The sequence below is a fragment of the Nocardioides aquiterrae genome (genome assembly GCF_039526625.1).
Lineage (GTDB): Bacteria > Actinomycetota > Actinomycetes > Propionibacteriales > Nocardioidaceae > Nocardioides > Nocardioides aquiterrae.
Genome location: NZ_BAAAJE010000006.1, coordinates 106,087 through 132,865 on the forward strand (window position 1 = coordinate 106,087; position 26,779 = coordinate 132,865).

Here is a 26,779-nt window from a genome sequence, read left to right on the forward strand (position 1 = left end):
TTGGATCGATCAAGACCGTCGAGGGGTCGAGAGGAGCTCGAGGTGACCAGGAGCATCGGTCGGCTCGCGACGCCTCCGACCCTGGCCGACGTCGCCGAGCGGGCCGGCGTCTCCCGCCAGACCGTCTCCAACGCGGTCAACAACCCCGACCTGCTGCGCGCCGACACCCTCGCCCGGGTGCTCGCCGCCATCGACGAGCTCGGCTACTCCCCGAACCGGGCCGCCCGCAACCTGCGCACCCGCGCCTCCCACCTGATCGGGATGCGGATCAACCCCGCGCAGGAGGGCACCGCCAACGCGACCATGGACCGGTTCGTGCACTCGCTGGTCGAGACCTCGCGCGAGGCCGGCTACCACGTGCTGCTGTTCTCCGGCGACCACGACGATCCCGTCTCCGGGTACGACGACCTGCTCCGCTCGACGGCCGTCGACGCGTTCGTCGTCACCGACACCTACCTGGGCAACCCCCAGGCGGCGTGGCTGCAGCAGCGGCGCGCGCCGTTCGTCGCGTTCGGCCGGCCCTGGGACAACCCCGCCGCCGAGCACGCCTGGGTCGACGTCGACGGCGCCGCCGGCACCGACCTCGCCACCAGCCACCTGATCGAGCGCGGCCACCACCGGATCGCGTGGATCGGCTGGCGCAAGGACTCCTTCATCGGCGAGGACCGCCGCTCCGGCTGGAGCCGCGCCATGCACGCCCGCGGCCTGTCGACGACCGGCCTGGCGTCCCGGGTCGAGGACACCGTCGCGTCCGGCCGCGAGGCCAGCGCGGTGCTGCTGGACGAGGCGCACCCCTCGGCGTTCGTCTGCGCCTCCGACACCCTCGCGATGGGGGTGCTGCACACGCTGCGCGAGCGGGGGATGGAGGCGGGCCGCGAGATCGCCGTGGTCGGCTTCGACGACTCCCAGGTCGCGCAGGTCGTCCCGCCCGGCCTCACGTCGGTGCGCCAGCCGCTCGAGCAGGTCGCGATCGAGATCGTGAAGGCGCTGGAGGGCATGCTCGCCCACCCGCCGGTCGTCGGCCCGGGCGTGATGCTCACGCCGAGGCTGGCGCTGCGCGGGTCGTCCTAGAAGCGTCGCCACCAGAGGTTGACCGCGTAGTCGACCTCGGTGCCCTCGTGGGCCGCCAGCACCTCGTCGGCGACCTCGCGGGTGAACTCGATGCGCACGACGGCCTCGAGGTCCGCCCGCGAGGAGAACGACCAGCGCATGTCGACCGGTGTGCGGGTCCAGCCCCGGGTGGACCAGAACCGCTCGACGGCCGCGGGGTCGACCTCGGGGTAGCCGCGCCGGAACCAGGCGCCGAACGTCGACCGGGTCGGGTCGTTGTCGATCACGAACGCCGTGCCGCCGCGGCGTACGACCCGGTCCAGCTCGGCCAGTCCGGGCTCGCAGCCGGGGCCGAAGAAGTACGCCCAGCGTGCGTGCACGACATCGACGGACGCGTCCGCGAGCGGCAGCGACTGGGCGGTCCCCTGCAGCACGGACACGTTCGGCAGCCGGCGGGTGCGGCGGCGCGCCAGCGCCACCAGGTCGGCGTGCGGCTCGACGCCGACCACGGACGCCGCGGTCGCCGCGAACCAGGGCAGGTGGAACCCGGTCCCGCAGCCGAGGTCCAGGACGGTGCGGCCGTCCCAGGAGTCGACCGCCCGCATCGCGCGCTCGATCGCCCCGTCCGGGTCGACGGCGCGGTTCTCGACCTCGTACGTCGCGGTGTGGTGCCAGATGTTGGGGCTCGGCCGAGCCCCGGGACTCACAGACGTACGAGCCCGTTCGGCGTCTGCACCTGGCAGGCGAGGATGCCGGGGGTTCCGTTGGGGGCGACCCACTCGACCTTCACGTCCTCCAGGGGCGCCTCGACGGTCTCGCCGAGCCACTCGCTGACCCGCTGCGGGTCGCCGGCGATCTCCAGGCAGGCCAGGGAGAACGCCGGGTCCGCGCCCGCGCTGGGGTGCATGTCCGCGGGCGACTCCCACTGGATGAAGAACGGCAGCTGCGGGTCGGCGATCAGGCCGTGGACGCCGATCTGCTTCCAGACCAGCTCCTTGCCGTCGGGGCGGTGCCGGTTGCCCTTGACGGCCTCGCGGCCGAGCCGCTGCTCGACCTGGGTGATGTCGTCGACCGCGACCACCCAGCCCAGCCAGCCGCCGCCGAGGGCGGAGCGGGCGCGTACGGCCTGGCCGAAGGGGGCCTTGTCCGACGCGGGGTGGTCGAGGACCTCGACGATCTCGAGGTAGGTGTTGCCGGCGAGCGGCAGGATCATGTTGCGGGTACCGAAGCGGGGGTGGACCCCACCGTCGACGAAGTCCTTGCCGAGCAGACCCCCGATGCGCTGGGCAGTGCTGGCGAGGCCATCCGGTCCTGCTGCGAAAGAGAGATGGTCCAGGCGCATGCCCCGATTCTCGGCGGCCTCTCAGGCACGTCGGACACCGGGGTCGGTGTCTCTTGACGTCGAGACGTTATCGGGCGCGAATCGGATCTCGGTCAGCGCGGATCGGCTGGGTGCAGCGCCAGGGCCGAGCGGGACCGCAGGTGGGCCTCGCAGTGCCGCACCAGCTCGTCGTACGCCGGCCTGCCCATCAGCTCGGTCAGCTCGGCCTCGTTGGTGACGTAGACGGGCTCCATCGCGACGTGGGCCTCGGTGTTGCCCGAGCAGTACCAGTCGAGGTCGTGGCCTCCCGGTCCCCACCCGCGGCGATCGTATTCGCCGATCGTCACCTCGGTGTACGTCGTGTCGTCCTGCCGCTTGACCTCGCGGAACGTGCGCCGGATCGGGAGCTGCCAGCACACGTCCGGCTTGGTCTCGAGCGGGTTCTTGCCGAGCACGTACGCCAGCGCGTGCAGCGCGCAGCCCGCGCCGTTCTTGAAGTCCGGGCGGTTCTGGAAGACGCACGCCTGCTGGCCGTCGACCTCGGTGACACGGGTCTTGCGCTCGCCGTCGTCGTCGAGCTCGACCCAATGCTCCTTGCGGACCTTGCCGGGCGGCTTCTGCTGCCAGAGCTCCTCGTCGAGCATCCCGACGTATGCCGCGACCCGCTTCTCGTCGTCCTTGTCGGCGAAGTGGGCGCCGAGCGTGCAGCAGCCGACGTCCGGGGCGTCCGCGTAGATGCCCTGGCAGCCCTGGCCGAAGATGCACATGTAGCTGGACGTCAGCCAGGTCAGGTCGCAGCGCATGACCTCGGTCTCGTCGGCCGGGTTGACGAACTCCACGAACGCGCGAGGGAACACCAGGTCGACTTCGGGCACGGCCCAACCCTACGTGCCGTCTCGTCGCGGGTACGTTGGTGCCATGCGCCTGGGCGTGCTCGACATCGGCTCCAACACCGGACACCTCCTGGTGGTGGACGCGCACCGCGGTGCGGCCCCGCTCCCGGCGTACTCCTACAAGCAGCCGCTGCGCCTGGCCGAGCACCTCGACGAGAACGGCGAGGTCGCGCAGGCCGGCATCGACGCGCTGGCCGAGTTCACCGCCCAGGCCCTGCGGGTCGCCGAGGACAAGGGCAGCGAGGACATGCTGGCGTTCGCGACCTCGGCGGTCCGCGAGGCGGGCAACGGGGACGCGGTGCTGGCCGAGGTCCGCGAGCGGACCGGCCAGGACATCGTGGTGCTGTCGGGGGAGGACGAGGCGCGGCTGACCTTCCTCGCCGTACGCCGGTGGTTCGGCTGGTCCGCGGGCCGGCTGTCGGTCTTCGACATCGGCGGCGGCTCGCTGGAGATCGCGGGCGGTGCGGACGAGGAGCCGGACGTCGCCTGGTCGTTGCCGCTCGGTGCGGCCCGGCTGGCCCGGCAGTACTTCGCCGACGGCCCGCCCGACGAGGACACCGTGCGCGAGCTGCGCCGGCAGATCCGCGCCGACATCGCCCGCGACGCGGGTCGGCTGCTGCGCGCCGGCACGCCGGACCATGCCGCCGCGACGTCCAAGACGTTCCGCTCCCTGGCCCGCATCTGCGGCGCTGCACCCTCCGCCGAGGGCCCGCTCGTCCCGCGCGCGCTGCCGCTGGCCGCCCTTACCGAGTGGATCCCGAAGCTGGTGGCGATGACGCCCGGCGAGCTCGCCGGCCTGCCCGGCGTCTCGCCGAGCCGCAGCCACCAGGTCCTGCCCGGCGCGCTCGTGGCCGAGGCCGTGATGGACATCTTCGACCTGCCGGCGCTGGAGATCTGTCCGTGGGCGCTGCGCGAGGGTGTGATCCTCGAACGGCTCGACCAGATCGCGGCGATCCTCTGATGACCCCCCGCATCGGCCTCTCGACGGTCTCGGTCTACCCCGAGTCGTCCGCGCACGCCTTCGGCTACGCGGCGTCGCTCGGGTACGACGCCGTCGAGGTGATGGTCGGCATCGACGCCCTGAGCCAGCAGACGTCGGCGGTCAAGCAGCTGTCCGACCACCACGAGATCCCCATCTCCGCCGTGCACGCGCCGTGCCTGCTGTTCACGCAGCGGGTCTGGGGCACCGAGCCGTGGGGCAAGCTGGAGCGCTCCGCCGAGATGGCCCAGGCGGTCGGCGCCGAGGTGGTCGTGGTGCACCCGCCGTTCCGCTGGCAGAAGACCTACGCCGCCAACTTCGTCGAGGGCATCGCCGCCCTCGAGGCCTCGACGGGCGTCGCGTTCGCGGTCGAGAACATGTACCCGTGGCGGGCGTCCTCGCGCCGCGGGATGGAGATGTACCTCCCGGGGTGGGACCCGTCCGAGGAGTCGTACGCCAACACCACGATCGACCTCTCGCACGCGGCCATCGCGCAGTCCGACCCGATCCTGATGGCGCGCCGGCTCGGCGACCGGCTCCGGCACATCCACCTCACCGACGGCACGGGGTCGGCCAAGGACGAGCACCTCGTGCCGGGCCGCGGGTCGATGGGCGCGGCGCCGTTCCTGCGGCACCTCGCCAAGGTCGGGTTCGCGGGCGAGATCGTCGTCGAGATCAACACCCGCAAGTGCCGCGACACCGCGGAGCGCGAGGCGGACCTGCGCGAGTCGCTGGAGTTCGCCCGCGAGCACCTGTCGGTGACGACGCCGTGAGCACCCCGTGAGCACCCCGTGAGCACCGCGTGAGCACCGCGGCGTCCCGGCGCGGTCGCCGGCCGGGCACCCCGGACACGCGCGCCGCGATCCTGGCCGCCGCGCGCTCGTCGTTCGCCGCCAACGGGTACGCCGGCACCTCGGTCCGTGCGGTGGCCTCCGCCGCCGGCGTCGACGCGGCGCTGGTGCACCACTACTTCGGCACCAAGGACGACCTGTTCGTCGCGGCCCTGGAGCTCGCGGTCGACCCGCGGGTCGCGATCCGGCCGGTCATCGAGGGCGGCCTCGACGGCGCCGGCGAACGGCTGATGCGGCTGTTCGTCTCGGTCTGGGACGACGAGCAGAGCCGCCTGCCGCTGCTGGCGGTGGTGCGCGGCATCCTCGAGCCGGGCGGGCAGCAGCTGGTCGAGGACGGCTTCCTCCGGATGGTGCTCGCCCCCCTCGCCGCCGGCCTCGAGATCGACGAGCCCGAGCTGCGGATGCCGCTGGTGGCGTCGCAGCTGGTGGGCATCGTCGTGCTCCGCTACGTGCTCGCGGTCGAGCCGCTCGCGTCGCTCCCGGGTGACGTCCTGGTGGCGATCTACGGGCCGACGCTGCAGCGGTACCTGTCCGGCCCGCTGTCGTAGGTGGGGCCCGGCGGTTTCCCCGGTCAACCGGGGAAACCTGTACTTGTCGGCCGAAACTTCGGCCGACAAGCGGCAGTTTTCCCCGACAAGTCCGGCCCGAAGTCCCTTGCGCCGACCCGGCGACGCGATCACAATTCATCACATGGTGAATAACGCGGTGGAGATCCGGGACCTGCACGTGGTCCGCGGGCGGCACCCGGTGCTCGAGCACCTCGACCTCACGATCGGTGGGGGCGTCACCGGCCTGCTCGGGCCGTCCGGGTGCGGGAAGTCGACGCTGATGCGCTGCCTCGTCGGCGTGCAGCAGGTCAGGGGCGGCACGATCGAGGTCTTCGGCCGGCCCGCGGGCAGCCGGCCGCTGCGCGACCGGGTGGGCTACGTGACCCAGGCCGTGAGCGTCTACCACGACCTGACCGTCGCGGAGAACCTGCGGTTCTTCGCCCGGGTGATCGGCGCGGACCGGGCCGCGGTCGACCGCGCGATCGCAGCCGTCGACCTGCAGGACCGTGCGGGCGACGTCGTCGGGCGGCTCAGCGGCGGCCAGCAGTCCCGGGCGAGCCTCGCCGTCGCGCTGCTCGGCGAGCCCGACCTCCTCGTCCTCGACGAGCCGACGGTCGGCCTCGACCCCGTCCTCCGCGAGGACCTGTGGAGCCTCTTCCACCGGCTCGCCGACTCCGGCGTCGCGGTGTTCGTCTCGAGCCACGTGATGGACGAGGCGGAGCGCTGCGACCGCCTGCTGCTGATGCGGACCGGGCGGATCATCGCGGACGGGACGCCGGCGGAGATCAAGGCGAGGGCCGGCGTGAACGACGTCGAGTCGGCGTTCCTCGCGATCGTGAGGAGCGACGCGGCATGAACATCCGGATCACTCTCGCCGTCGCGCAGCGCGTGCTGATCCAGCTGCGCCGGGACCACCGCACGCTCGCGATGCTGCTCGTGCTGCCGTGCCTGCTGATCTCGCTGCTGTGGTGGGTCTACGACGACGCGAACCCGCTGCTCTTCGACCACATCGGCCCGGCGCTGCTCGCGATCTTCCCGGTCATCGTGATGTTCCTCGTGACCAGCGTGACCACGCTGCGCGAGCGGAGCAGCGGCACCCTCGAACGGCTGCTCGCCATGCCGATGGGCAAGCTCGACTTCCTGGTGGGCTACGCGCTGGCGTTCGGCCTGGTCGCCGCCGTCCAGTCGGTCCTCGCGGTCGCGGTCAGCGTCGGGCTGCTCGGCCTGGACGTCATCGGCCCGCTGTGGCTGCTGACCGTGGTCGCGGTCGTCGACGCGATCCTCGGCAGCGCACTCGGCCTGTTCGTCTCTGCCTTCGCCCGTACCGAGTTCCAGGCGGTGCAGTTCATGCCGGCGATCGTCATCCCGCAGCTGCTGCTGTGCGGGCTGCTCGTGCCCCGCGAGGCGCTACCCGCCTTCCTGCACGCCGTCAGCGACGCGCTCCCGCTGTCGTACGCCGTGGACGCGATGCAGCACCTCACGACCACGGCGAGCACGGCCCAGGTCTGGCAGGACGTCGCGATCGTCGCGGCGTTCGCCGTGGGCGGGCTCGCGCTGGGGGCGGCCACCCTGCGCCGGCGTACCCCCTGAAATCGGAGTTGGCGACGGTCCCGTCGTAGCCTGAGGGACATGTCGCTCCTCCGCCAGCCGCTCCTCCTCCTGGCCCGCAGCGCCGCGGTCAAGAAGATGGTGAGCACCATGCCGGTCTCGGCCGGAATCGTCCGCAGCTACGTTCCCGGCGAGACCACCGATTCCGCCGTCGAGGCCACCGGCCGCCTGGTCGACGACGGCCTGCGCGTCACCCTGGACCACCTCGGCGAGGACACCCTCGACGCCGAGCAGGCCGAGGCGACGGTCGCGGCGTACCTCGACGTGCTCGCGGCGCTGTCGGCCCGCGGCCTGACCCGGCACGCCGAGGTGTCGGTCAAGCTCAGCGCGATCGGCCAGTTCCTCCCGGAGAGCGGCCAGAAGATCGCCCTGGAGAACGCCCGCACGATCTGCCGGGCCGCCCGCAACGCCGGCACGACGGTGACGCTGGACATGGAGGACCACACCACCACCGACTCGACGCTGTCGATCCTGCGCGAGCTGCGCAAGGACTTCCCGGAGACCGGCGCGGTGCTCCAGGCCGCGCTGAAGCGCACCGAGGCCGACTGCCGCGCGCTGGCCCACGAGGGCTCGCGGGTCCGCCTCTGCAAGGGCGCCTACCTCGAGCCCGAGGACGTCGCGTTCCAGGACAAGACCGAGATCGACAAGTCCTACGTCCGCTGCCTCAAGGTGCTGCTGGCCGGCGAGGGCTACCCGATGATCGCGACCCACGACCCGCGGATGGTCGAGATCGCCTCCTCGCTCGCGAGCCGGTACGGCCGGGCGCAGGGGTCCTACGAGTACCAGATGCTCTACGGCATCCGGCCCGAGGAGCAGCGCCGCCTGGCGGCGGCGGGCGAGACGGTCCGCGTCTACATCCCCTACGGCCTGGAGTGGTACGGCTACCTGATGAGAAGGCTCGCGGAGCGTCCGCAGAACCTGACATTCTTCCTGAGGTCCCTGATCTCCAAGAAGTAGGTGGAGCCCGCAGCGACCGCGACGAAGGAGCGGGCGCGTGGGGGGCGAAGATCGAGCAAGCCCCGCGGTCGAGGGACGAGGCCGCGACGGGCGCGTCGAAATCGAATGAGTGAAAGAGGAGTGGGTCGAATGGCGCAGACCGCGATCCTCGGAGCCGGCGTGATGGGGGAGACCCTCCTGTCCGGCCTGGTCCGCGCCGGGCGCCGGGTCGACCACCTGCTGGTCGGCGAGAAGCGCCCCGAGCGGGCCCGCGAGCTCGAGGAGCGGTACGGCGTCGCGGTGGTCGGCAACGCCGAGGCGGCCCGCAGGGCCGACACCCTGGCGCTGGTCGTGAAGCCGCAGGACATGGCCGACGTGCTCGAGGAGATCGCCCCGGAGCTGCGGCCCGGCCAGCTCGTCGTCTCGCTCGCGGCCGGCATCACCACGGCGTTCATCGAGTCCCGGGTGCCCGACGGCGTCGCGGTCGTGCGGGTGATGCCGAACACCCCGGCGCTGGTCGACGAGGGCATGGCCGCGATCTCGCCGGGCTCGCACTGCTCCGAGGACCACCTCGCCGAGGCCGAGGCGCTGATGGCGTCGGTGGGCAAGGTGCTGCGCATCCCCGAGCGCCAGCAGGACGCGGTCACCGCCATCAGCGGCTCCGGCCCGGCGTACCTCTTCTTCGTGGTCGAGTCGATGATCGAGGCCGGCGTCCACCTCGGGCTGCCGCGCGCGACCGCCACCGAGCTCGTCGTCCAGACCGTCGTCGGCTCCGCGAAGATGCTGCGCGAGACCGGCACCCACCCGGTCGTGCTCCGCGAGCAGGTCACCTCGCCCGCCGGCACGACGGCCGCCGCGCTCCGCGAGCTCGAGATCCACAAGGTGCGCGCGGCGTTCCTCGCCGCGATGGAGGCCGCCCGCGACCGGTCGCGGGCGCTGGCCGAAGGCAGCTGAGCCGGTCAGCTCGGGGGCTCCAGCGGCGACCGAGCAGGTGGCGGACCAGCACCACGTTCGCCGCCGCCGCGAGAGCGAGGGCCGCGACGCCGAGCACGTCGGTCGTGACCAGGAACCAGGTGGCCAGGTCGCCGGTCGAGGAGTACTCGCACACGCCGTCCGCCGTGCACGACCCGGTCCCGGTGCTCACGGACGGATTCGCCCCGGGGACCTGGGCGAGCAGGCCGTACGCGACGTAGAAGCCGACGATCGCCGGGACGCTGACCGGCAGCGACAGGGCTCCCGCCAGCAGGATGCCCGCGGTCGAGCCGGTCGCGAAGCCGAAGACCGCGAGGCCGGCCACCGTCGCGACGTACGCCGCCGCGACGAGCCGCCCGGTCATGACGGCGACCGGAGCGCGTGGACCAGGCCGACCACGTCGTCGATGACGCCGCGCACGACCGGGAGCCGCGACAGCCGTACCAGCCGGTCGACGATCGGGACGATCCGGGCCACCAGCGCGTGGCTGCGCTGCTGGTGCGGGCTGTCGTCGTACACCCAGAACAGCACCACGCCCATCTGCAGCAGCCACAGCAGCTGCGGCAGCTCGGGCCGCAGCGCCGCGAGCGGCTTCGCGTCGGACTCCTCGACCAGCCGCGCGAACAGCGCGATGCTCGCGTCGCGGGCCGGCGCCGACTCCGGGCTGAACGGCGACAGCGGGCTCTTCGGATCGGCGGCGTTGCGGAAGAACTCGCCCGCGAACTCGTGGTGCGGCTCGGCGACGTCCAGCCACGCGTGCAGGACGCCGTGCAGCCGCTGGTCGAACCGGCTGTCGCGCTGCAGGACCCGCTCGGCAGCGGCGGCGTGCTCGGCCTGGAGCTGGTCGTAGAACGCCTGGATCAGGTGCTCCTTGGACCCGAAGTAGTAGTAGGCGTTGCCCAGGGACACGCCCGCCTCGGCGGCGATCGCGCGCATGGTCGTCCGCCCGTAGCCCTCGCGGTTGAACAGCCGCATGGCGGCGTCCACGATGGTCCGCCGGGTCTGCTCAGCCTTGGGGGAGCGGGCAGGTTCCGGCACAGTCGTCAGCGTAGTCACCCCCTCCGGCCGCGCCGCTCCCGAGCAGGTGCCGCAGCCCCGCGGCGCTGAACGCCGCGCCGCGGGCCAGTGGCAGCAGCCGCGGGTGGGCCAGCCGCTCGGCCATCCCGCGGTACGACCGGGTCGCCCACAGGCACATCACCCACGCGTGCTCGTGGGTCCAGACGGCGCCGTCGGCGCCGACCACGGTCACCTCCTCGAGCGTGCGGGCGTGGTCGAGGCCCGGGAACCGCCGCCGCGCCTCGGCGGAGCCGGCTGCGACGAGGTCGAGCGGGACCAGCAGCGGCTGCCCGGCCAGCCATCCCGCGAACGAGCGGCACAGCGGGCAGCCCGGATCGGTCAGCACGGTGAGGCCCTCGACGGTCATGGTCGCGACCTCAGGCCGGGTACGCCGGCTGCTGCGGCGACAGGTTGCCCTGCGGCGGGACGGGCGCGACGCGGGTGCGCTCGAGGCGGCTCCGCCGGCGGATCGCGTTGAACACGTAGACGTTGAAGAAGTGCACGACGCCGAGCGTCAGCATCACGACGCCGACCTTGACGCTCAGCGTGTCGAACAGGCCGCCCAGGTCGGGCACCGGGTCGCCGATCCGCAGGAACAGCATCACGAAGCCCAGGTTCAGCAGGTAGAAGCCGACCACCAGCAGCCGGTTCACGGCGTGCGCCAGGCCCTCGCTCTGGTCGAAGACGTCCTCGAGGAAGACGCGGCCGTTGCGCGACAGGGTGCTGGCCACCCAGATCGTGAGGGGAACGGTGATCAGCAGGTAGACGACGTAGGTGCCGACGGTCCAGGTCACGGTGGTCTCGCTTTCTTGAACGTGTTCAAAAGTGGTCGTGTCAGCACCGTAGAGCAGTTTTTGAACATGTTCAATACCGGTCAGATGCCGATCGCCGCCTGGGCCGCGGCCAGCACCGGCGCGGTGACCTCCCGGCACCGCTCGGCGCCGCGCTCGAGGACCGCGGTGACGTACGCCGGGTCCGCCGCGAGCTCGGCGTACCGCTTCCGGAGCGGCTCGAGCTCGGCGACCACCGCGTCGGTGACGGCGCGCTTGAGGGCGCCGTACGTCGTGATGCCGTCCGCGGAGCCGCCGCACGCGGCCAGGATCGCCAGCAGGTTGGTGACCCCGGGCTTCGCGGCGTCGGTACGGACGGCCCCCGGCCCGGTCTCGGAGTCGGTGACCGCCCGGGCGACCTTGCGGCGGACGACGTCCGGCGGGTCGAGCAGGTACACCGAGCCGGCGGCGTCGGCCGACTTCGACATCTTCCGGGTGGGGTGCAGCAGGTCCATGACCCGGGCGCTGCCGTCCGCGGCGGTCACCACCTCGGGCACCGTGAACACCTCGCCGTAGCGCCGGTTGAAGCGCAGCGCGAGGTCGCGGGTGAGCTCGACGTGCTGACGCTGGTCGGCGCCGACCGGCACCTGCGCCGGCCGGTACAGCAGGATGTCGGCCGCCATCAGGGCCGGGTAGGTGTAGAGCGAGACGCGGGTCGAGTCGACGCCGCGTCCCTTCTCCTTGAACTGGATCATCCGGTTCAGCTCGCCGGTGGACGCGGTGCACTCGAGCAGGTAGGCCAGCTGGGCGTGCGCCGGCACCCGGCTCTGGCGGAAGAGCGTGGCCCGGTCGAGTCCGGCGGCGAGGAACAGCGTGGCGATCTCGTCGGTGTACGCACGCAGCAGCCGGGGGTCGTGGTCGGTGGTCATGGCGTGCAGGTCGGCCACGCCGTAGAACGCGTCGTCCTGCCGGTGCGACATCGGGAGCAGGGCGCCGAGGTAGCTGCCGAGCGTGAGCCGGCCCGAGGGCGTGAGCAGGGAGAGGGTGCGGGTCATGGTGAGCTCCTGGTGGTGAGAGCCCACGGGCCGACGGCCCTGCGCGGGAAATGCAGAACGGCCGCCCGTGGGCGGCCGGTGGATGACGTGCGTGCGCGTCGAGAGGTGGTCCGCCCTCAGGCGGGCCACCAGAACATGGGACGCGGTAGCACCCGGCCAGGGTACCGGTAGCGTCGTCGGCATGCCCGCCTGTCCCGGTCCCGCGGCGGTCGTCTTCGACCCGAGCCTCACCGAGTACGACTTCGGGCCGGCGCACCCGATGTCGCCGGTCCGGGTCGACCTGACGATGCGCCTGGCCGAGGCCCTGGGCGTGGTGGGCGGCCAGCTGGTCCGGGTGCCGGCGCCGATCGCGACCGACGACGAGATCGCCCGCGTCCACGACGCGGTGCTGATCGAGGCCGTCAAGAAGGCCGAGTACAACGAGCCGCGGGGGCTCGGCACCGACGACAACCCGGTGTTTCCGGGCATGCACCGGGCCGCCGCGCACATCGTGGGTGCCAGCCTCGAGGCGTTCCGCCGCGTGTGGTCGGGCGAGTCCCTGCATGGCGTCAACATCGCCGGCGGACTGCACCACGCCATGCGCGGCCGGGCCAGCGGCTTCTGCATCTACAACGACGTCGCGATCGGCATCCAGCACCTGCTCGACCAGGGCGCCGAGCGGGTCGCGTACGTCGACGTCGACGTCCACCACGGCGACGGGGTCGAGCGGATCTTCTGGAACGAGCCGCGGGTGCTCACGATCTCGCTGCACGAGACCGGGCAGATGCTGTTCCCGGGCACCGGCTTCCCGAAGGACCTCGGCGGGCCCGACGCGCTCGGCTCGGCGGTGAACGTCGCGCTGCCGCCCGGCACCGGGGACGGCGGCTGGCTGCGGGCGTTCCACGCCGTCGTGCCGCCCCTGCTCCGGGAGTTCCGCCCCGACGTCCTGGTCACCCAGCACGGGTGCGACTCCCACGTCGAGGACCCGCTCGCGCACCTCAGCCTGAGCGTGGACGGTCAGCGCGCGGCGTACCTCGCGCTCCACGACCTGGCCCACGAGGTCAGCGCCGGTCGCTGGGTCGCCACCGGGGGTGGCGGGTACGCGCTGGTCGACGTGGTGCCGCGCGCGTGGACCCACCTGCTCGCGATCGCCGGCGGCAACCCGCTGGACCCGCTGACGGACACCCCGGACGAGTGGCGCGAGCACGTGCGCACGGCGCTGGGTCGGGTCGCGCCGTACCGGATGACCGACGGCCGCACGCCCGCCTTCCGCGACTGGAGCGAGGGCTACGACCCGGAGACGTGGCTGGACCGGGCCATCCACGCGACCCGGATGGAGGCCTTCCCTCTGCACGGTCTGGACCCGCTGCCCTAGACCTTCTGGCGCCGATGGCAAGCGGACACGCCGGGTCCCTTACGCGACTTTGGTGAACCCCTTCCCCACGAGTCACATCAGGCTCTATTCTCACGGATGCGCGACGCGTGCACTCACCGGCGGGGAAGCCGGTGGCGCGTCAGACAGAAAGTATCGGTGCACGATGGCTACCAGCTCCGGGGACATCTCCGACTCCAAGTTCCTCACCATCGCCGAAGTCGCGGCGATGATGCGCGTCTCCAAGATGACCGTCTACCGGCTGGTCCACAACGGCGAGCTGCCCGCCGTCCGGGTCGGCCGGTCCTTCCGGGTTCTCGAGAAGGACGTCGACGAGTACCTGCGCAAGAGCTTCTACAGCGCCGGCTGAGCGCCCGAACTGCACCGATCCGGTCGGGATTCGACCGGTTTCGAGACGCGTCGCTCGGTCCGTCGCTGCGCTCCGGTCCGGCCGACGCTCCTCAACCTTCGCCGCTGGCGCTGCCCTCGCAGGCTCGGACAGTGGCGGCTCGATTCTGCCTGTCCCGCTGCGGCGGATAGGCTTGGCCGGTCCCCCGGGCCCGTCCGGGGAACCGCAGTACTGCGTTGAAAGGTTTCCCTGTGGGTTCTGTCATCAAGAAGCGGCGCAAGCGCATGGCGAAGAAGAAGCACCGCAAGCTGCTCAAGAAGACGCGCGTCCAGCGTCGCAAGCTCGGCAAGTAGTCCGCGCACGCGCCGCATGGGCAGCGCCGGCAGGGTCGTCCTGGTCACCGGGGTCTCACGCGACCTCGGCCGGCGCTTCGCGCGTGCGGTGGCCGCCCAGCCCGGCGTCGCCCGGGTGGTCGGCGTGGACGCGATGCCTCCGCGCGGTGACATCGGCGACGTCTCCTTCGTGCGTGCGGACATCCGCAACCCGATCATCGCCAAGGTGATCGTCAAGGAGGACGTCGACACGGTCGTCCACATGAGCGTCATCGCCACCCCCGGCACGGCCGGCGGGCGGAACACGATGAAGGAGCTCAACGTCATCGGGACGATGCAGCTGCTGGCCGCCTGCCAGAAGGCGCCGGGGCTGCGCACCCTGGTCGTGAAGTCCTCGACCACCGTCTACGGCGCGAGCAGCCGCGACCCCGCGATGTTCACCGAGGACATGGAGCCGCGGCGCGCGGCCCGGGCGGGCTACGCCAAGGACGTCGCCGAGGTCGAGGGGTACGTGCGCGGGTTCGCCCGCCGGCGGCCCGACGTCCGGGTGACGACCGTCCGCGCCGCGAACGTGATCGGCCCGCACGTGGCCAGCCCGCTCACGTCGTACCTCCGGCTGCCGGTGGTCCCGACCGTGCTCGGCTTCGACCCCCGGCTGCAGTTCCTCCACGAGCGCGACCTGATCGGCGTGCTGTGTCACGCCGTCGACGCCGAGGTCGCCGGCACGTTCAACGTCGCCGGCGACGGGGTCGTCACCCTCTCCCAGGTGGTACGCCGGCTCCAGCGCGCCCGGGTGGCGCTGCCGTCGTTCGCCCTGGGCGGCGTCGGCTCCGCCCTCCGCTCGGCGCGGGTCACCGACCTGCCGCCGGAGCTGCTCGCGCTGCTCACCTACGGCCGCGGGGTCGACACCACCCGGATGCGCACCGACCTGGGCTTCGAGCCGGCGTACTCCACCGCCGCGGCCCTCGCCGACTTCGGCGCGGGGCTGACGCCGACCGGCGGCCGCACCGAGAGGGTCCTGGCCCGCGTCGCCGCCGGCCTCCCCGAGCCGGAGAGGAGCGCCCTGCATGGGTGACGCCGAGATCATCCCGATCGGTACCCGCGGCCGCCCGGGCCGCGGCTCCGGCAGCGCGCAGCCGTCCTCCGCCGCCCGCGGCCTGGCCCCGAAGCCGGCCCCGAAGCCGGCCACGAAGCCGGCCACGAAGAAGGCCCCGTCGCGGAAGGCCCCCGCCACGAAGGCGGCGCCCACCCCGGCCGTCGACGCTCCCGCCGAGGCCGAGCGCGCCCCGGTCGTCGCAACCGACCGCGAGCCCGCCGGCGGCATCCCCGCCTCCGACTGGCTGGCCGCCCTCCAGGGCGCCGCCCGCGAGGTGTTCGGCGAGCAGTGGGAGCCGCAGCTGGCCCGGTTCCTGGCCTTCCTGCGTCGCCGGGTGACCGGCGCCTACGAGGTCGACGAGTACGGCTTCGACCCCGAGGTCACCGAGCGGTTCCTCATGGCCACGCTGCGCCCGATCGCGGAGAAGTGGTTCCGCGTCGAGGTGCGCGGCGCCGAGAACATCCCGTCCGAGGGCGGCGCGCTGGTGGTGTCCAACCACTCCGGCACGATCCCGGTCGACGGGCTGATGACGATGGTGTCCATCCACGACACGACCGGCCGGTTCCTGCGCCCGCTCGGCGCGGACCTGGTGTTCCGGCTGCCGTTCGTGAGCACCATCGCCCGGCGCAGCGGCGCGACCCTGGCCTGCACCGAGGACGCCGAGCGGATGCTGCGCGGCGGCGAGCTCGTCGGTGTGTGGCCCGAGGGCTTCAAGGGCATCGGCAAGCCGTACGCCGAGCGCTACAAGCTGCAGCGGTTCGGCCGGGGCGGGTTCGTCTCGGCGGCCCTGCGCACCGGGGTGCCGATCGTGCCGCTGTCGGTCGTCGGCGCCGAGGAGATCTACCCGTTGGTCGGCAACGTGCCGTCGCTGGCGCGGCTGCTCGGCCTGCCGTACATCCCGATCACGCCGCTCTTCCCGCTGCTCGGCCCGCTCGGGCTGGTGCCGCTGCCGTCGAAGTGGCTGCTGGAGTTCGGCGAGCCGATCCGCACCGACGAGTTCGAGCCGGGCGCAGCCGACGACCCGATGCTGGTCTTCAACGTGACCGACCAGGTGCGCGAGACGATCCAGCAGACGCTCTACACGCTGCTGATGCAGCGGCAGTCGGTCTTCCGCTGAGCGAGCTCGCTGGGACTCGTTAGCGGCCGAGGCCTCGGCCGCCGAGTGCTACGGAGCCGGGGTCTGCTGGCCGGTGAGCCCGTCGACGACGCCCTCGAGGATGCCGGTCACGCCGTCCACGACGTCGTCGGCGCTCGGCGCCGGCGGGTTCTCGGCCGGGGTGTGGTGCGTGCCGCCACCGCCGGTCAGGGTGCTCGTGATCGCCTGCAGCGGGTCGCCGCCACCGGTCGGGTCGGACGACGGTCCGCTGTCCGGGTCGGACACGCTGCCGGGGCCGAGGTTGTCGGGCTGGACGTTCGGCAGGTCGGGCCCGCCGCCGTCGCCCTTCTTCGGGTCGGACTTCTTGGCGCCCGTGCTCGGCTCGGCCGTCGGCGCCGACGCCGCCGCCGGGACGAAGACGGTCTCGGTGGGGATGAGGACCGGCGGGATCGAGTCGATCGGCGTCCCGCCGCAGGACGGGCAGCGCTGCCCTGCGGCCGCGTCGATGCCCTGCAGGACCCCGGCGGCGCGGATCAGCTCGTCGCGGGCCTCGGCCGGCACCAGCGGCTCGAGGGCCGCGAGCTGGCCGAGGCTGGAGGAGGCGAAGTCGTGGAGCTTGGCGATCGAGCTCGGGTCGCCGGTGTGGGCGTAGTCGGCCAGCAGGAGGTCGGAGGCCTGGGTCGCCTGGTCGGCGAACGTGTTGAGCGTGTCGGCGATGCGCAGGTCGTCGCCGAGGCCGTCCTGGTGGGCCAGCGCGTCGACCTCGTCGAGGCGGTCGGCGGCGTTGCCGAGCATCGCGGTGCCCTTGCTGCCCTCGCCGACCGACAGGCCGGTGTGCGCGCTCTCGATGGCCCGCTTGACCGGGTAGAGCGAGTCGCCCGGCAGGGCGCCCTGGGACGCCACCGCGACGCCGGTGGTGACGCCGACGACGGCGATGCCGCCGACCACGGCCGCCAGCCGGCGCTCGCGCGTCGGGCGGCGCTGGGGGAGGGTGAGCCGGGAGGTGTCGGCGGGCACGAGGGCGGTCGCCGCCTCGGCCATCAGCTGCGCGCGCAGGTCGGCGACGAACTCGGGGCGAGCGGCCACCTGCGGCACGGTCCGCAGCGCACCGACCAGCTCCAGCAGGTCGGCGTCACGGGTCGCCGCGGGAGCGGTCGAGAGAGCCTCGACCTGCTCGTTGAACTCGTCGGCGCGCCGGTGCGCCGGGAACCCCCAAGTCATGTCGACCTCAACGAGGGGTGGCGCGGTGAGGTTACGGCGGTCCCGCCGGCGATGTAAACGATTACGTCACGTCGTGTCATCAGTCCCGCAACCCCTCCGGCATGAGCTTGGCGAGGTTGCGCACGCCGCGCAGCTGCAGCTGCTTCACCGCGCCGTCGGAACGGCCCAGGATCTCGGCCGTCTCGGCGATGCTCATGCCCTGCAGGAACCGCATCACCAGGCAGTCGCGCTGCTCCGACGGCAGCTCGGTGAGCGCCTTGAGCAGGATCTCGTTCGTCAGCCCGGCCAGCACCGTGGACTCCGGGCCCTCGGTGGCGTCGTCGTGCAGCGCCATGTCCTCGGTCGTGAGCTCGAGGCGGGTGCGGCCGGCCTTGAAGTGGTCGGTGGCCAGGTTGCGGGCGATGGTCATCAGCCAGGCGCCGAAGTCCTTGCCCTGCCATCGGAAGTTGGTCATGCTCCGCAGCGCGCGGAAGAACGTCTCCGAGGTGAGGTCCTCGGCCAGGGTGCCGGAGCGGGTCCGGTAGAAGAGGAACCGGTAGACCGACGGCTGGTAGTGGTCGTAGAGGAGCCCGAACGCGTCGGCGTCGCCCTTGCGGGCCAGCTCGACCAGGGCGATCAGCCGGGTGCGCTCGGCGGCGTCCTCCTCGGACGACGCGGCGAGGTCGGCGTCGTCGTACCCGCCGCCGCTGCCGGTGCCGGCCTGGGCGCGGTCGCCCGCGAGCGCCTCGGTGAGGACGATTCCGGGCGCGCCGGCGAGCGCGGGGCGCTCACCCAGCAGCGCCTGGGCGACGAGCCGGCGCAGGGCGTCCAGCCCGCGCACGACGTCGCTGTCCTCCCACGGCATGGATCGTCATCCTCCCAAGAAGCTTCCCCCGGAGCCTCCCCATGGTAAACGGGAGTTACGCATCTGGGAACCGGACGATCAATGCCGTTTTCCCTTGAGCGCGAATCCGGCGGCCACCGCGCCCGACACGGCCCCCGCCACGGCGCCCACGACGAGGCCGCCGCGCACCGCCTTCCGGCCGGTCCGGTAGTCGTGGATCCGCCAGCCCTGGTCCCGGGCGTGCGCGCGCAGCCGCGCGTCCGGGTTGATCGCGCACGGGTCGCCGACCAGCGAGAGCATCGGCAGGTCGTTGTAGGAGTCGGAGTACGCCGAACAGCGCCGCAGGTCGAGCCCTTCGCGCTCGGCCAGGGCCCGGATCGCCTCGGCCTTGGCGGGGCCGTGGAGCATGTCGCCGACCAGCCGGCCGGTGTAGACGCCGTCCTCGTGCTCCGCGACGGTCCCCATCGCGCCGGTGAGCCCGAGCCGGCGGGCGATGATCTGCGCGATCTCGATCGGGGCGGCCGTCACCAGCCAGACCCGCTGCCCCTCGTCCAGGTGCAGCTGCGCGAGCGCGCGGGTCCCCGGCCAGATCCGGTCGGCCATCGCCTCCTCGAAGATCTCCTCGCCCAGCTCCTGCAGCTCGGTCACGGTGTGCCCGGCGATGAAGCTCAGCGCCGAGGCGCGGGCGTCGGCGACGTGGTCGGGGTCCTCCACGCCGACCACGCGGAAGTAGGCCTGCTTCCAGGCGGCGCCGAGGATCTCGCGGGTGGTGAAGAAGCGCCGCCGGTGCAGCCCGCGGGCCAGGTGGAAGATGCTCGCGCCCTGCATCACCGTGTTGTCGACGTCGAAGAACGCCGCCGAGTCGGCGTCGACGGCCGGGGTCAGCGCCGACTCGACCTCGGCGGCGGCCGCGGCCGCCTCGCCGGCCAGCACGGACCGGACCTGCAGGTTGCGCGGCCGCGGACGCTTCTCGGTCACAGTTCGCAGCGTAGCGGCGGACGCGCTGTGGAAGGATCGTCGCATGTCCGGAGTGCACGACGTCTCCGAGCTGGTCGCCGTGGCCGCCGGGGAACAGCCCGACCGGCTCGCCGTGGTGGAGTCCGGCGGGCGCTCCCTGACCTGGGCCGCCCTCGAGGACGAGGTCGGGCGGCTCGCGACCGGGCTCGGAGCCGCCGGCGTCGTCGGCGGGCAGCGGGTCATGATCGTCGCCGGCAACCGGCTCGAGTTCGTCACGACGTACCTAGGGGTGCTGCGCGCCCAGGCGGTGGCGGTCCCGGTCAACCCGGGATCCGCGGTCGGGGAGCTCGCCCGGATGCTCGAGGACTCCGGCTCGCGGGTGGTGGTGGCCGACGCGAGCACCGCCGACGCGGTCCGCGAGGCGGTGTCCGGCCTCGGGTCGCCGCCCCGCCTCGTGGTGATCGGCGAGCCGTCGTACGACGAGCTGCGGGCCGCCCCCGCGCGTCCGGTGCCGCCGCTCCAGGACCCCGAGAAGCTCGCCGCCCTGCTCTACACCAGCGGCACCTCCGGCCGGCCCCGGGCCGCGATGCTCACCCACCGGGCGCTGCTCGCGAACCTCGACCAGGTCGCCGCCGTCGAGCCGCCGATGATGCACGGCGACGACGTGGTGCTCGGCGTGCTGCCGTTGTTCCACGTCTACGGCCTCAACGCCGTGCTCGGCGGAGTCCTGCGGCACCGGGCGAAGCTGGTGCTCGTCGAGCGGTTCGACCCGCACGAGACCCTCCACCTGATCGACGACGAGGCGTGCAGCGTGCTGCCGGTGGCGCCGCCGGTGTTCGCGTACTGGGAGGACGAGCCCGACCTGGCCGAGCACCTGGGCCCGGTGCGGCTGGTCCTGTCCGGCTCCGCGCCGCTGTCGCCGGAGGCGATCGAACGGTTCACCGCGCGCACCGGGATCCCGGTGCACCAGGGCTACGGCCTGACCGAGGCGGCCCCGGTGGTCACCAGCACGCTCTGCAGCACCGATCCGGAGCCGGGCTCGGTCGGGGCGGCGCTGCCGGGTGTCGAGCTGCGGCTCGTCGACGAGACCGGCCGGCCGCCCGAGGGCGACGATGCCGGCGAGATCCAGGTCCGGGGCGCCAACCTCTTCAGCGGGTACTGGCCCGACGGCGACGGCGGCCCGGACGAGGACGGCTGGTGGTCCACCGGCGACGTGGGGTTCCTCCACGACGACGGCGACCTGTTCCTGGTCGACCGGCTCAAGGAGCTGGTCATCGTCAGCGGCTTCAACGTCTACCCGACCGAGGTCGAGGACGTGATCGCGGAGGTCCCCGGCGTCGCGGACGTCGCGGTGATCGGCGCCGCGGACCCGCAGACCGGCGAGGCCGTGGTGGCCTACGTCCGCGCCCCGGGCGCCGACCCGGCGGCGATCGAGGACGCGGTCCACGAGCACTGTGCCGTGCGGCTCGCGCGGTTCAAGCAGCCCGCGCGCGTCGAGGTGGTCGACGAGCTGCCCAAGACCGTCACCGGCAAGGTGCAGAAGGGCCGGCTGCGCGGCATCGAGCGGCGGCGGAACCTGGGGCTGCTCGAGTGAGCCGGGTGACGCTCTACTCCCGGCCCGGCTGCCACCTCTGCGAGGACGCCCGGGCCGTGATCGAGCGGGTCTGCGCCGACCTCGGGGAGGGGTACGACGAGGTCTCGATCGACGACGACCCGGCGCTGCTGGAGCGGTTCGGCGAGGAGATCCCGGTGACGTTCGTCGACGGCCGCCAGCACGACTTCTGGCGGGTCGACGAGCAGCGCCTGCGGGCCGCGCTGCAGGGGTAGTACCACGCCGACGGCGTGGGCCATCTCACAGGGGGTGGCCCGCGGGCTGGGACGGGCCCGTCTCGGTTTGTTCTCGCGTTCACAAACTCCTACAGTGAACGAGCCGCCGGGTGCGCATCGGCCCTCGATCCGAGCGTTCTCTGCCGTGCCCGACGACGGCCCAAGCCCCTGGCATGGAAAGAGCAGCAGTGACCGCACGGACCTCCCCTGAGAGTGCACGGGACATCCCCGAGGCGACCGTCGCGCGACTGCCTGTCTACCTCCGGGCGCTGACCACGCTGTCCGAGCAGGGCATCGGCACCTGCTCCAGCGAGGAGCTCGCGGTCGCCGCGGGCGTGAACAGCGCCAAGCTGCGCAAGGACCTGTCCTACCTCGGCAGCTACGGCACCCGGGGCGTCGGGTACGACGTCGACTACCTGCGCTACCAGATCGCCCGGGAGATCGGCGTGACCCAGGACTGGCCGGTCGTGATCGTCGGCATCGGGAACCTGGGGCAGGCGCTCGCGAACTACTCCGGCTTCCGCAGCCGCGGCTTCCGCGTGGTCGCCCTGCTGGACGCCGACCCCGCCCGGCGCGACGAGGTCGTCGCGGGGCTCGAGGTGGGGCCGTTCGACGACCTCGAGCGGATCGTCCGCGAGCACTCCGTCGCGATCGGCGTCATCGCCACCCCCGCGCTGGCCGCCCAGGACGTCGCCGACCGGATGGTCGCCTGCGGCATCACCAGCATCTTGAACTTCGCCCCGATCGTGCTGAACGTCCCGGACCAGGTCGACGTGCGCAAGGTCGACCTGTCCATCGAGCTGCAGATCCTCGCCTACCACGAGCAGCGCAAGGGGGCGACGGCATGAGCGTCCTGGTCGTCGGCATGTCCCACAAGTCGGCCCCCGTCGCCCTGCTCGAGCAGGTCGCGCTCGACACGGCGGGCGTGCACAAGCTGATCGACGACGTCGCGGCCTGCGAGCACGTCACCGAGGCGACGGTCATCGCGACCTGCAACCGGGTCGAGATCTACGCCGAGGTCGACCGGTTCCACGGCTCCGTCGAGGAGGTCTCCCGGCTGCTCCTCGAGCGCGCCGGTGAGTCCACCGAGGCGATGCTGCCGCACCTGTACGTGCACTACGACGACGGCGCGGTGTCCCACCTGTTCCAGGTGGTCGCCGGGCTCGACTCGATGGCGATCGGCGAGGCCCAGATCCTCGGCCAGACCCGCGACGCGCTCAGCTCCGGCCAGGAGATCGGCACCGTGGGCCCCGCGCTCAACGTGCTGTTCCAGCAGGCCCTGCGGGTCGGCAAGCGGGCCCGCGCCGAGACGGACATCGACAGCGCCGCGCCCTCGCTGGTCAGCGCCGCCCTGGACCGCAGCCACGCCGCCGTCGGCGACCTGTCCGGCAAGCGTGTGCTGGTGCTCGGCGCCGGCTCCATGGCCGGGCTCGCCACCGCCACCGTCGCGCGGCGCGGCGCCGCCAGCGTCACCGTCGCCAACCGCACCGCCGGCAACGCGGACCGCCTCGCGGCCGAGTACGGCGCCCGCGCGGCCGCGCTCGCCGACCTCGAGGCCGAGCTCGCCATGTGTGACGTGCTCGTGTCCTGCACCGGCGCGACCGGCGTCGTCGTCGACCGCCAGACCGTCGCCGCCGCGGTCGCCGGCGGCCGCGAGCTCGCGATCATCGACCTGGCGCTGCCGCACGACGTCGACCCGTCGGTCGCCGAGCTGCCCGGCGTCACGCTGATCAACCTCGCCGAGCTCGCCGACGAGCTCCGCGACTCCGACGCGGGCCGCGAGGTCCTCGAGGTGCGCCGGATCGTCGGGCAGGAGGTCGCGGCGTTCCTGACCGCCCGCCGCCAGTCGGCCGTCACCCCGACCGTGGTCGCGCTGCGCTCGATGGCCACCTCGGTCGTCGACGCCGAGATGGAGCGGCTCGCCGGCCGGCTCCCCGACCTCGACGAGGCGACCCGCGCCGAGGTGCTGCACACCGTGCGCCGGGTCGCCGACAAGCTGCTGCACCAGCCGACGGTCCGGGTCAAGGAGCTCGCCAACGAGACCGGCGCGGTGTCCTACGCCGCCGCGCTCGCCGAGCTGTTCGCGCTCGACCCCGACGCCGTGGACGCGGTGACCCGCCCGGAGGGCCTGTCATGAGCGCCGTGCGCATCGGCACCCGTGCCTCCGCGCTCGCCACCACCCAGTCCCGGCTCGTCGCCGACCGGATCTCCGAGACGCTGGGCCGCGAGGTCGAGCTGGTCGAGATCAGCACCGAGGGCGACCGCAGCCAGGCGGCGGGCACCCCGCTGGCCGGCGCGGCGTCGACCGGCGTGTTCGTCTCCGCGCTCCGCGACGCCCTGCTCGACGGTCGCGTCGACGTCGCCGTGCACTCGCTCAAGGACCTCCCGACGAACGCCGCCGACGGGATCGCGCTGGTCGCGGTCCCCGACCGCGAGGACCCGCGCGACGTGGTCGTCGCCCGGGACGGTCTCACGCTCGGCGAGCTCCCGGCCGGCAGCCGGGTCGGCACCGGGTCGCCCCGGCGGGCCGCCCAGCTGCACGCGCTCGGCCTCGGTTTGGACGTGGTCGGCGTTCGTGGGAACGTCGACACCCGGATCGGCAAGGTCCGGTCCGGGGAGTACGACGCCGTCGTCCTCGCGCGGGCCGGGCTGGCCCGGCTCGGTCGCGTCGACGAGGCGACCGAGGTGCTCGAGCCGCTCCAGATGCTCCCCGCCCCCGGGCAGGGCGCCCTGGCGGTGGAGTGCCGGGCCGGCGACTCGCTCGGGGACGAGCTCGCCGCGGCCCTGGACGACCCGCACGCCCGCGCCGCGGTGACGGCCGAGCGGGCCGTGCTGGCCACCCTCGAGGGCGGGTGCTCGGCGCCGATCGGGGCGCTGGCCGAGGTCGTCGAGGGGGAGGACGGCGAGGAGCTCTGGGTGCGGGCGGTGGCCCTCTCACCCGACGGGGCGCTCTCGGTGCGGATGTCCGCGACCGGGAAGCCCGCCGACGCGGAAGGCGTCGGGACCCGGCTGGCGGACGAGATGCTCGCCGACGGTGCCGCAGGACTGACAGCAGCAACAGACAAGAGGCAGAACGCATGACGCGAGGCAAGACCACCACCACCCGAGGCTCGGTGTCGTTCGTCGGCAGCGGCCCGGGCGACCCTGGCCTGCTGACCGTGCGCGCCGTCGACCTGCTCCAGCAGGCCGACGTCGTGGTCACCGAGCTCCCCGAGCACGCCGACCTGGTGCGCGCGGTGTGCGGCGCCACCGAGGACGGGCCGGAGCTCGTCGACGGCGGTTTCGGTGAGGACGGCCAGCCGCTGACCCACGCCGCCCGCGCGAAGGTCGTCGTGAAGCAGGCCAAGCGCGGCCTGAACGTCGTCCGCCTGATGTCGGGCGACCCGTTCGTCTACGCGTCCGGCCCCGAGGAGGCGCAGGCCTGCGTCAAGGCCGGCCTGGCCTTCGAGATCGTCCCGGGGGTCTCCTCGGTCAGCGCGGTCCCGGCGTACGCCGGCATCCCGCTCACCACCAAGGACCACCGCGAGGTCGCCGTCGTCACCTGCGGCGACAAGGTCGACTGGTCGCAGTACGCCGACAAGCGCACGCTGGTGCTGCTGTCGGCGGTCGGCCAGATCGGCGAGATCGCCAAGGCGCTGGTCGCGGCCGGCCGCGCGCCGGAGACGCCGGTCGCGATGACCCGGGTCGGCACCACCACGGAGCAGACGACGGTCGCCTCGACGCTGGAGCGGATCGGCGCGGACGCCCGCGCCGCCCGGATGGCCCCGCCGGCCGTCACCGTCGTCGGCGACGTCGTCGACCTGCGCGAGACGCTGTCCTGGTTCGAGACCAAGCCGCTGTTCGGCTGGCGGGTGCTGGTCCCGCGGACCAAGGAGCAGGCCGGGTCGGTCTCGCAGCGGCTGCGCGGCTACGGCGCGGTGCCGGACGAGGTGCCGACCATCTCCGTCGAGCCGCCGCGCAACCCGCAGCAGATGGACAAGGCCGTGCGCGGCCTCGTCGAGGGCCGCTACGAGTGGATCGCGTTCACGTCGGTCAACGCCGTGCGCGCCGTCCGCGAGAAGTTCGAGGAGTACGGCCTGGACGCCCGCGCGTTCTCCGGCCTCAAGATCGCCGCGGTCGGCGACAAGACCGCCCAGGCGATCGCGGACTGGGGGCTGCGCGCCGACCTGGTGCCGTCCGGCGAGCAGTCGGCCGCCGGCCTCCTCGAGGACTGGCCCGAGTACGACGAGCTGCTCGACCCGATCAACCGGGTCTTCCTGCCGCGCGCCGACATCGCGACCGAGAACCTGGTCGCCGGCCTGATCGACCTGGGCTGGGAGTGCGACGACGTCACGGCGTACCGCACCGTCCGCGCGGCGCCGCCGCCGGCCCCGACCCGGGACGCGATCAAGACCGGCAAGTTCGACGCGGTCGTGTTCACGTCGTCCTCGACGGTGCGCAACCTGGTCGGCATCGCCGGCAAGCCGCACCCGTCGACGGTGATCGCCGTGATCGGCCCCGCCACCGCGAAGACCGCGGAGGAGCACGGCCTGCGGGTCGACGTCCTGGCCCCGAACCCGGACGTCGACGCCCTGGTCGACGCGCTCGCGGACTTCGGCGCCGCGCGCCGGATCGCGATGGTGGAGGCCGGCCAGCCGGTCACCAAGCCGTCGGACCGGAAGCCGTCGGCGCGCCGGAAGGCCAGCACGTCCCGATGACCGAGCTCGGCCCCGTCATCCGCCCGCGGCGCCTGCGGACCACCCCGGCGCTGCGGCGGATGGTCGCCGAGACCTCGCTGGAGGCGCGGCAGCTGATCCTGCCGGTCTTCGTGCGCGAGGGCCTCACCGAGCCGCAGCCGATCGGCTCGATGCCGGGCGTCGTCCAGCACAGCCGGGACTCGCTGCGCGCGGCGGCGGCGGAGGCGGCGTCGCTCGGGCTGGGCGGGATCATGCTGTTCGGCGTGCCGTCCGCCAAGGACGCCGTCGGCTCCGGCGCCTGCGACCCGCACGGGATCCTCAACGTCGCGATCGCGGACGTGGTCGCGGAGGTCGGCGACGCCCTGACGGTGATGAGCGACCTGTGCCTCGACGAGTTCACCGACCACGGGCACTGCGGCGTGCTGTCCCCGGACGGCCGGGTCGACAACGACCGGACGCTCGAGGTGTACGCCGAGATGGCGCTCGCGCAGGCCGCCGCCGGCGTCCACATGGTCGGTCCCAGCGGGATGATGGACGGCCAGGTCCGCGTGATCCGGTCCGCCCTCGACGCCGCCGGGTACACGGACGTCTCGATCCTGGCGTACTCCGCGAAGTACGCCTCCGCGTTCTTCGGCCCGTTCCGCGAGGCCGTGGACTCCTCGCTGCAGGGCGACCGGCGCACCTACCAGCAGGACTCCGCCAACGCCCTCGAGGGCGTCCGGGAGGCGCTCCTCGACGTCGAGGAGGGCGCCGACCTGGTCATGGTCAAGCCCGCGCTCGCCTACCTCGACGTGATCCGCCGGGTCCGCGACGCCGTCCCCGTCCCGGTCGCGGCGTACAACGTCTCGGGCGAGTACGCGATGGTCGAGGCCGCGGCCGCGAACGGCTGGATCGACCGCGAGCCGGCGATCCTCGAGACGCTGCTCGCCATCCGCCGGGCGGGCTCCGACGTGATCCTCACGTACTGGGCCGCCGAGGCGGCGCGGCTGCTGGCGCGTTAGCGCGCAATTGC

31 protein-coding genes are annotated in these 26,779 nt (G+C 73.1%); 21 read left to right on the top strand and 10 right to left on the bottom strand.

Annotation, left to right across the window (positions count from 1 at the left end):
* Positions 1–42 precede the first annotated feature (42 nt).
* Entirely contained in the window at positions 43–1,071 is a 1,029-nt protein-coding gene (locus tag ABD086_RS07145; protein WP_343906794.1) for a LacI family DNA-binding transcriptional regulator, read from the top strand.
* Here ABD086_RS07145 and ABD086_RS07150 read toward each other — a convergent pair.
* The 3 genes from ABD086_RS07150 to ABD086_RS07160 all read right to left on the bottom strand — a co-directional run bounded on the left by ABD086_RS07150 (position 1,068) and on the right by ABD086_RS07160 (position 3,246).
* On the bottom strand, positions 1,068–1,757 hold the full coding sequence (locus tag ABD086_RS07150; protein ID WP_343906795.1) for a class I SAM-dependent methyltransferase: 690 nt from the start codon (positions 1,755–1,757) through the stop codon (positions 1,068–1,070). The genes ABD086_RS07145 and ABD086_RS07150 overlap by 4 nt on opposite strands.
* Positions 1,754–2,392 (bottom strand): VOC family protein, encoded by a 639-nt coding sequence (locus tag ABD086_RS07155; protein ID WP_343906796.1) that lies wholly within the window; start codon positions 2,390–2,392, stop codon positions 1,754–1,756. The genes ABD086_RS07150 and ABD086_RS07155 overlap by 4 nt, the downstream gene beginning before the upstream one ends.
* Before the next feature lie 92 nt (positions 2,393–2,484).
* Positions 2,485–3,246: a DUF3109 family protein gene (locus ABD086_RS07160; RefSeq protein ID WP_343906797.1), complete on the bottom strand. Its 762-nt coding sequence runs from the start codon at positions 3,244–3,246 to the stop codon at positions 2,485–2,487.
* Positions 3,247–3,289: 43 nt separating this feature from the next.
* Here ABD086_RS07160 and ABD086_RS07165 point away from each other — a divergent pair, with 43 nt between their 5' ends.
* The 8 genes from ABD086_RS07165 (at position 3,290) to ABD086_RS07200 (ending at position 9,379) form a co-directional block, all read left to right on the top strand.
* Positions 3,290–4,225 carry a Ppx/GppA family phosphatase gene (locus ABD086_RS07165; protein ID WP_343906798.1) on the top strand — a complete coding sequence of 312 codons (936 nt, stop codon included), beginning with the start codon at positions 3,290–3,292 and terminating at the stop codon, positions 4,223–4,225.
* Positions 4,225–5,016, top strand: coding sequence for a sugar phosphate isomerase/epimerase family protein (locus tag ABD086_RS07170; protein ID WP_343906799.1), 792 nt, complete (start codon positions 4,225–4,227; stop codon positions 5,014–5,016). Before ABD086_RS07165 ends, ABD086_RS07170 begins: the two co-directional genes overlap by 1 nt.
* A 29-nt stretch (positions 5,017–5,045) precedes the next feature.
* Positions 5,046–5,642, top strand: a complete 597-nt coding sequence (locus ABD086_RS07175; RefSeq protein WP_343906800.1) for a TetR/AcrR family transcriptional regulator — start codon at positions 5,046–5,048, stop codon at positions 5,640–5,642.
* Between the two features lie 142 nt (positions 5,643–5,784).
* Complete coding sequence (locus tag ABD086_RS07180) at positions 5,785–6,498, top strand: ABC transporter ATP-binding protein (RefSeq protein ID WP_343906801.1); 714 nt, start codon at positions 5,785–5,787, stop codon at positions 6,496–6,498.
* Positions 6,495–7,232, top strand: a complete 738-nt coding sequence (locus ABD086_RS07185; protein ID WP_343906802.1) for an ABC transporter permease — start codon at positions 6,495–6,497, stop codon at positions 7,230–7,232. Before ABD086_RS07180 ends, ABD086_RS07185 begins: the two co-directional genes overlap by 4 nt.
* 39 nt (positions 7,233–7,271) lie before the next feature.
* Positions 7,272–8,207: a proline dehydrogenase family protein gene (locus tag ABD086_RS07190; protein ID WP_343906803.1), complete on the top strand. Its 936-nt coding sequence runs from the start codon at positions 7,272–7,274 to the stop codon at positions 8,205–8,207.
* A gap of 129 nt (positions 8,208–8,336) precedes the next feature.
* Positions 8,337–9,140 (top strand): pyrroline-5-carboxylate reductase, encoded by an 804-nt coding sequence (gene proC / locus ABD086_RS07195; protein WP_343906804.1) that lies wholly within the window; start codon positions 8,337–8,339, stop codon positions 9,138–9,140.
* Between the two features lie 104 nt (positions 9,141–9,244).
* A complete protein-coding gene (locus ABD086_RS07200) occupies positions 9,245–9,379 on the top strand; it encodes a hypothetical protein (RefSeq protein WP_343906805.1) in 135 nt (44 codons plus the stop codon).
* A gap of 139 nt (positions 9,380–9,518) precedes the next feature.
* On the opposite strand, the gene ABD086_RS07205 is transcribed toward ABD086_RS07200, so the two are convergent.
* The 4 genes from ABD086_RS07205 to trpS all read right to left on the bottom strand — a co-directional run bounded on the left by ABD086_RS07205 (position 9,519) and on the right by trpS (position 12,039).
* Positions 9,519–10,196, bottom strand: a complete 678-nt coding sequence (locus ABD086_RS07205) for a TetR/AcrR family transcriptional regulator (protein WP_343906806.1) — start codon at positions 10,194–10,196, stop codon at positions 9,519–9,521.
* Positions 10,165–10,581 carry a thiol-disulfide oxidoreductase DCC family protein gene (locus ABD086_RS07210; RefSeq protein WP_343906807.1) on the bottom strand — a complete coding sequence of 139 codons (417 nt, stop codon included), beginning with the start codon at positions 10,579–10,581 and terminating at the stop codon, positions 10,165–10,167. Before ABD086_RS07210 ends, ABD086_RS07205 begins: the two co-directional genes overlap by 32 nt.
* Positions 10,582–10,591: 10 nt before the next feature.
* Positions 10,592–11,008, bottom strand: a complete 417-nt coding sequence (locus ABD086_RS07215; RefSeq protein ID WP_343906808.1) for a hypothetical protein — start codon at positions 11,006–11,008, stop codon at positions 10,592–10,594.
* Between the two features lie 80 nt (positions 11,009–11,088).
* Positions 11,089–12,039 (bottom strand): tryptophan--tRNA ligase, encoded by a 951-nt coding sequence (gene trpS, locus ABD086_RS07220; RefSeq protein WP_343906809.1) that lies wholly within the window; start codon positions 12,037–12,039, stop codon positions 11,089–11,091.
* A 181-nt stretch (positions 12,040–12,220) separates the two neighbouring features.
* On the opposite strand from trpS, the gene ABD086_RS07225 reads away from it, so the two are divergent.
* The 5 genes from ABD086_RS07225 to ABD086_RS07245 all read left to right on the top strand — a co-directional run bounded on the left by ABD086_RS07225 (position 12,221) and on the right by ABD086_RS07245 (position 16,284).
* Positions 12,221–13,393, top strand: a complete 1,173-nt coding sequence (locus ABD086_RS07225) for an acetoin utilization protein AcuC (protein WP_343906810.1) — start codon at positions 12,221–12,223, stop codon at positions 13,391–13,393.
* A gap of 163 nt (positions 13,394–13,556) precedes the next feature.
* Positions 13,557–13,760: a helix-turn-helix domain-containing protein gene (locus tag ABD086_RS07230; protein ID WP_343906811.1), complete on the top strand. Its 204-nt coding sequence runs from the start codon at positions 13,557–13,559 to the stop codon at positions 13,758–13,760.
* A gap of 230 nt (positions 13,761–13,990) precedes the next feature.
* Complete coding sequence (locus ABD086_RS07235; RefSeq protein WP_008356322.1) at positions 13,991–14,092, top strand: 30S ribosomal protein bS22; 102 nt, start codon at positions 13,991–13,993, stop codon at positions 14,090–14,092.
* A gap of 16 nt (positions 14,093–14,108) precedes the next feature.
* Complete coding sequence (locus tag ABD086_RS07240) at positions 14,109–15,146, top strand: NAD-dependent epimerase/dehydratase family protein (RefSeq protein WP_343906812.1); 1,038 nt, start codon at positions 14,109–14,111, stop codon at positions 15,144–15,146.
* On the top strand, positions 15,139–16,284 hold the full coding sequence (locus ABD086_RS07245) for a lysophospholipid acyltransferase family protein (RefSeq protein ID WP_343906813.1): 1,146 nt from the start codon (positions 15,139–15,141) through the stop codon (positions 16,282–16,284). Before ABD086_RS07240 ends, ABD086_RS07245 begins: the two co-directional genes overlap by 8 nt.
* Positions 16,285–16,332: 48 nt before the next feature.
* Here the strand turns inward: ABD086_RS07245 and ABD086_RS07250 are convergent, their stop codons facing one another.
* The 3 genes from ABD086_RS07250 to ABD086_RS07260 all read right to left on the bottom strand — a co-directional run bounded on the left by ABD086_RS07250 (position 16,333) and on the right by ABD086_RS07260 (position 19,285).
* The gene (locus ABD086_RS07250; RefSeq protein ID WP_343906814.1) at positions 16,333–17,484 is read right to left on the bottom strand and encodes a DUF5667 domain-containing protein; all 1,152 of its coding nucleotides are present in this window, start codon (positions 17,482–17,484) and stop codon (positions 16,333–16,335) included.
* Positions 17,485–17,563: 79 nt separating this feature from the next.
* Positions 17,564–18,328: a sigma-70 family RNA polymerase sigma factor gene (locus tag ABD086_RS07255; protein WP_343906815.1), complete on the bottom strand. Its 765-nt coding sequence runs from the start codon at positions 18,326–18,328 to the stop codon at positions 17,564–17,566.
* Positions 18,329–18,406: 78 nt separating this feature from the next.
* On the bottom strand, positions 18,407–19,285 hold the full coding sequence (locus ABD086_RS07260; protein WP_425571565.1) for an HAD family hydrolase: 879 nt from the start codon (positions 19,283–19,285) through the stop codon (positions 18,407–18,409).
* 43 nt (positions 19,286–19,328) lie between these two features.
* Between ABD086_RS07260 and ABD086_RS07265 the strand changes: the two genes are divergently transcribed.
* From ABD086_RS07265 to hemB, 7 genes are all read left to right on the top strand, one after another.
* The gene (locus ABD086_RS07265; RefSeq protein WP_343906816.1) at positions 19,329–20,858 is read left to right on the top strand and encodes a class I adenylate-forming enzyme family protein; all 1,530 of its coding nucleotides are present in this window, start codon (positions 19,329–19,331) and stop codon (positions 20,856–20,858) included.
* Entirely contained in the window at positions 20,855–21,091 is a 237-nt protein-coding gene (locus ABD086_RS07270) for a glutaredoxin family protein (RefSeq protein ID WP_343906817.1), read from the top strand. Before ABD086_RS07265 ends, ABD086_RS07270 begins: the two co-directional genes overlap by 4 nt.
* 173 nt (positions 21,092–21,264) lie before the next feature.
* The gene (locus ABD086_RS07275; RefSeq protein ID WP_343906818.1) at positions 21,265–21,939 is read left to right on the top strand and encodes a redox-sensing transcriptional repressor Rex; all 675 of its coding nucleotides are present in this window, start codon (positions 21,265–21,267) and stop codon (positions 21,937–21,939) included.
* Positions 21,936–23,228 (top strand): glutamyl-tRNA reductase, encoded by a 1,293-nt coding sequence (locus ABD086_RS07280; protein ID WP_343906819.1) that lies wholly within the window; start codon positions 21,936–21,938, stop codon positions 23,226–23,228. The genes ABD086_RS07275 and ABD086_RS07280 overlap by 4 nt, the downstream gene beginning before the upstream one ends.
* On the top strand, positions 23,225–24,172 hold the full coding sequence (gene hemC / locus ABD086_RS07285) for a hydroxymethylbilane synthase (protein ID WP_343906820.1): 948 nt from the start codon (positions 23,225–23,227) through the stop codon (positions 24,170–24,172). The genes ABD086_RS07280 and hemC overlap by 4 nt, the downstream gene beginning before the upstream one ends.
* On the top strand, positions 24,169–25,788 hold the full coding sequence (locus tag ABD086_RS07290) for a bifunctional uroporphyrinogen-III C-methyltransferase/uroporphyrinogen-III synthase (protein WP_343906821.1): 1,620 nt from the start codon (positions 24,169–24,171) through the stop codon (positions 25,786–25,788). Before hemC ends, ABD086_RS07290 begins: the two co-directional genes overlap by 4 nt.
* On the top strand, positions 25,785–26,768 hold the full coding sequence (gene hemB, locus ABD086_RS07295; protein WP_343906822.1) for a porphobilinogen synthase: 984 nt from the start codon (positions 25,785–25,787) through the stop codon (positions 26,766–26,768). Before ABD086_RS07290 ends, hemB begins: the two co-directional genes overlap by 4 nt.
* Positions 26,769–26,779: the final 11 nt, after the last annotated feature.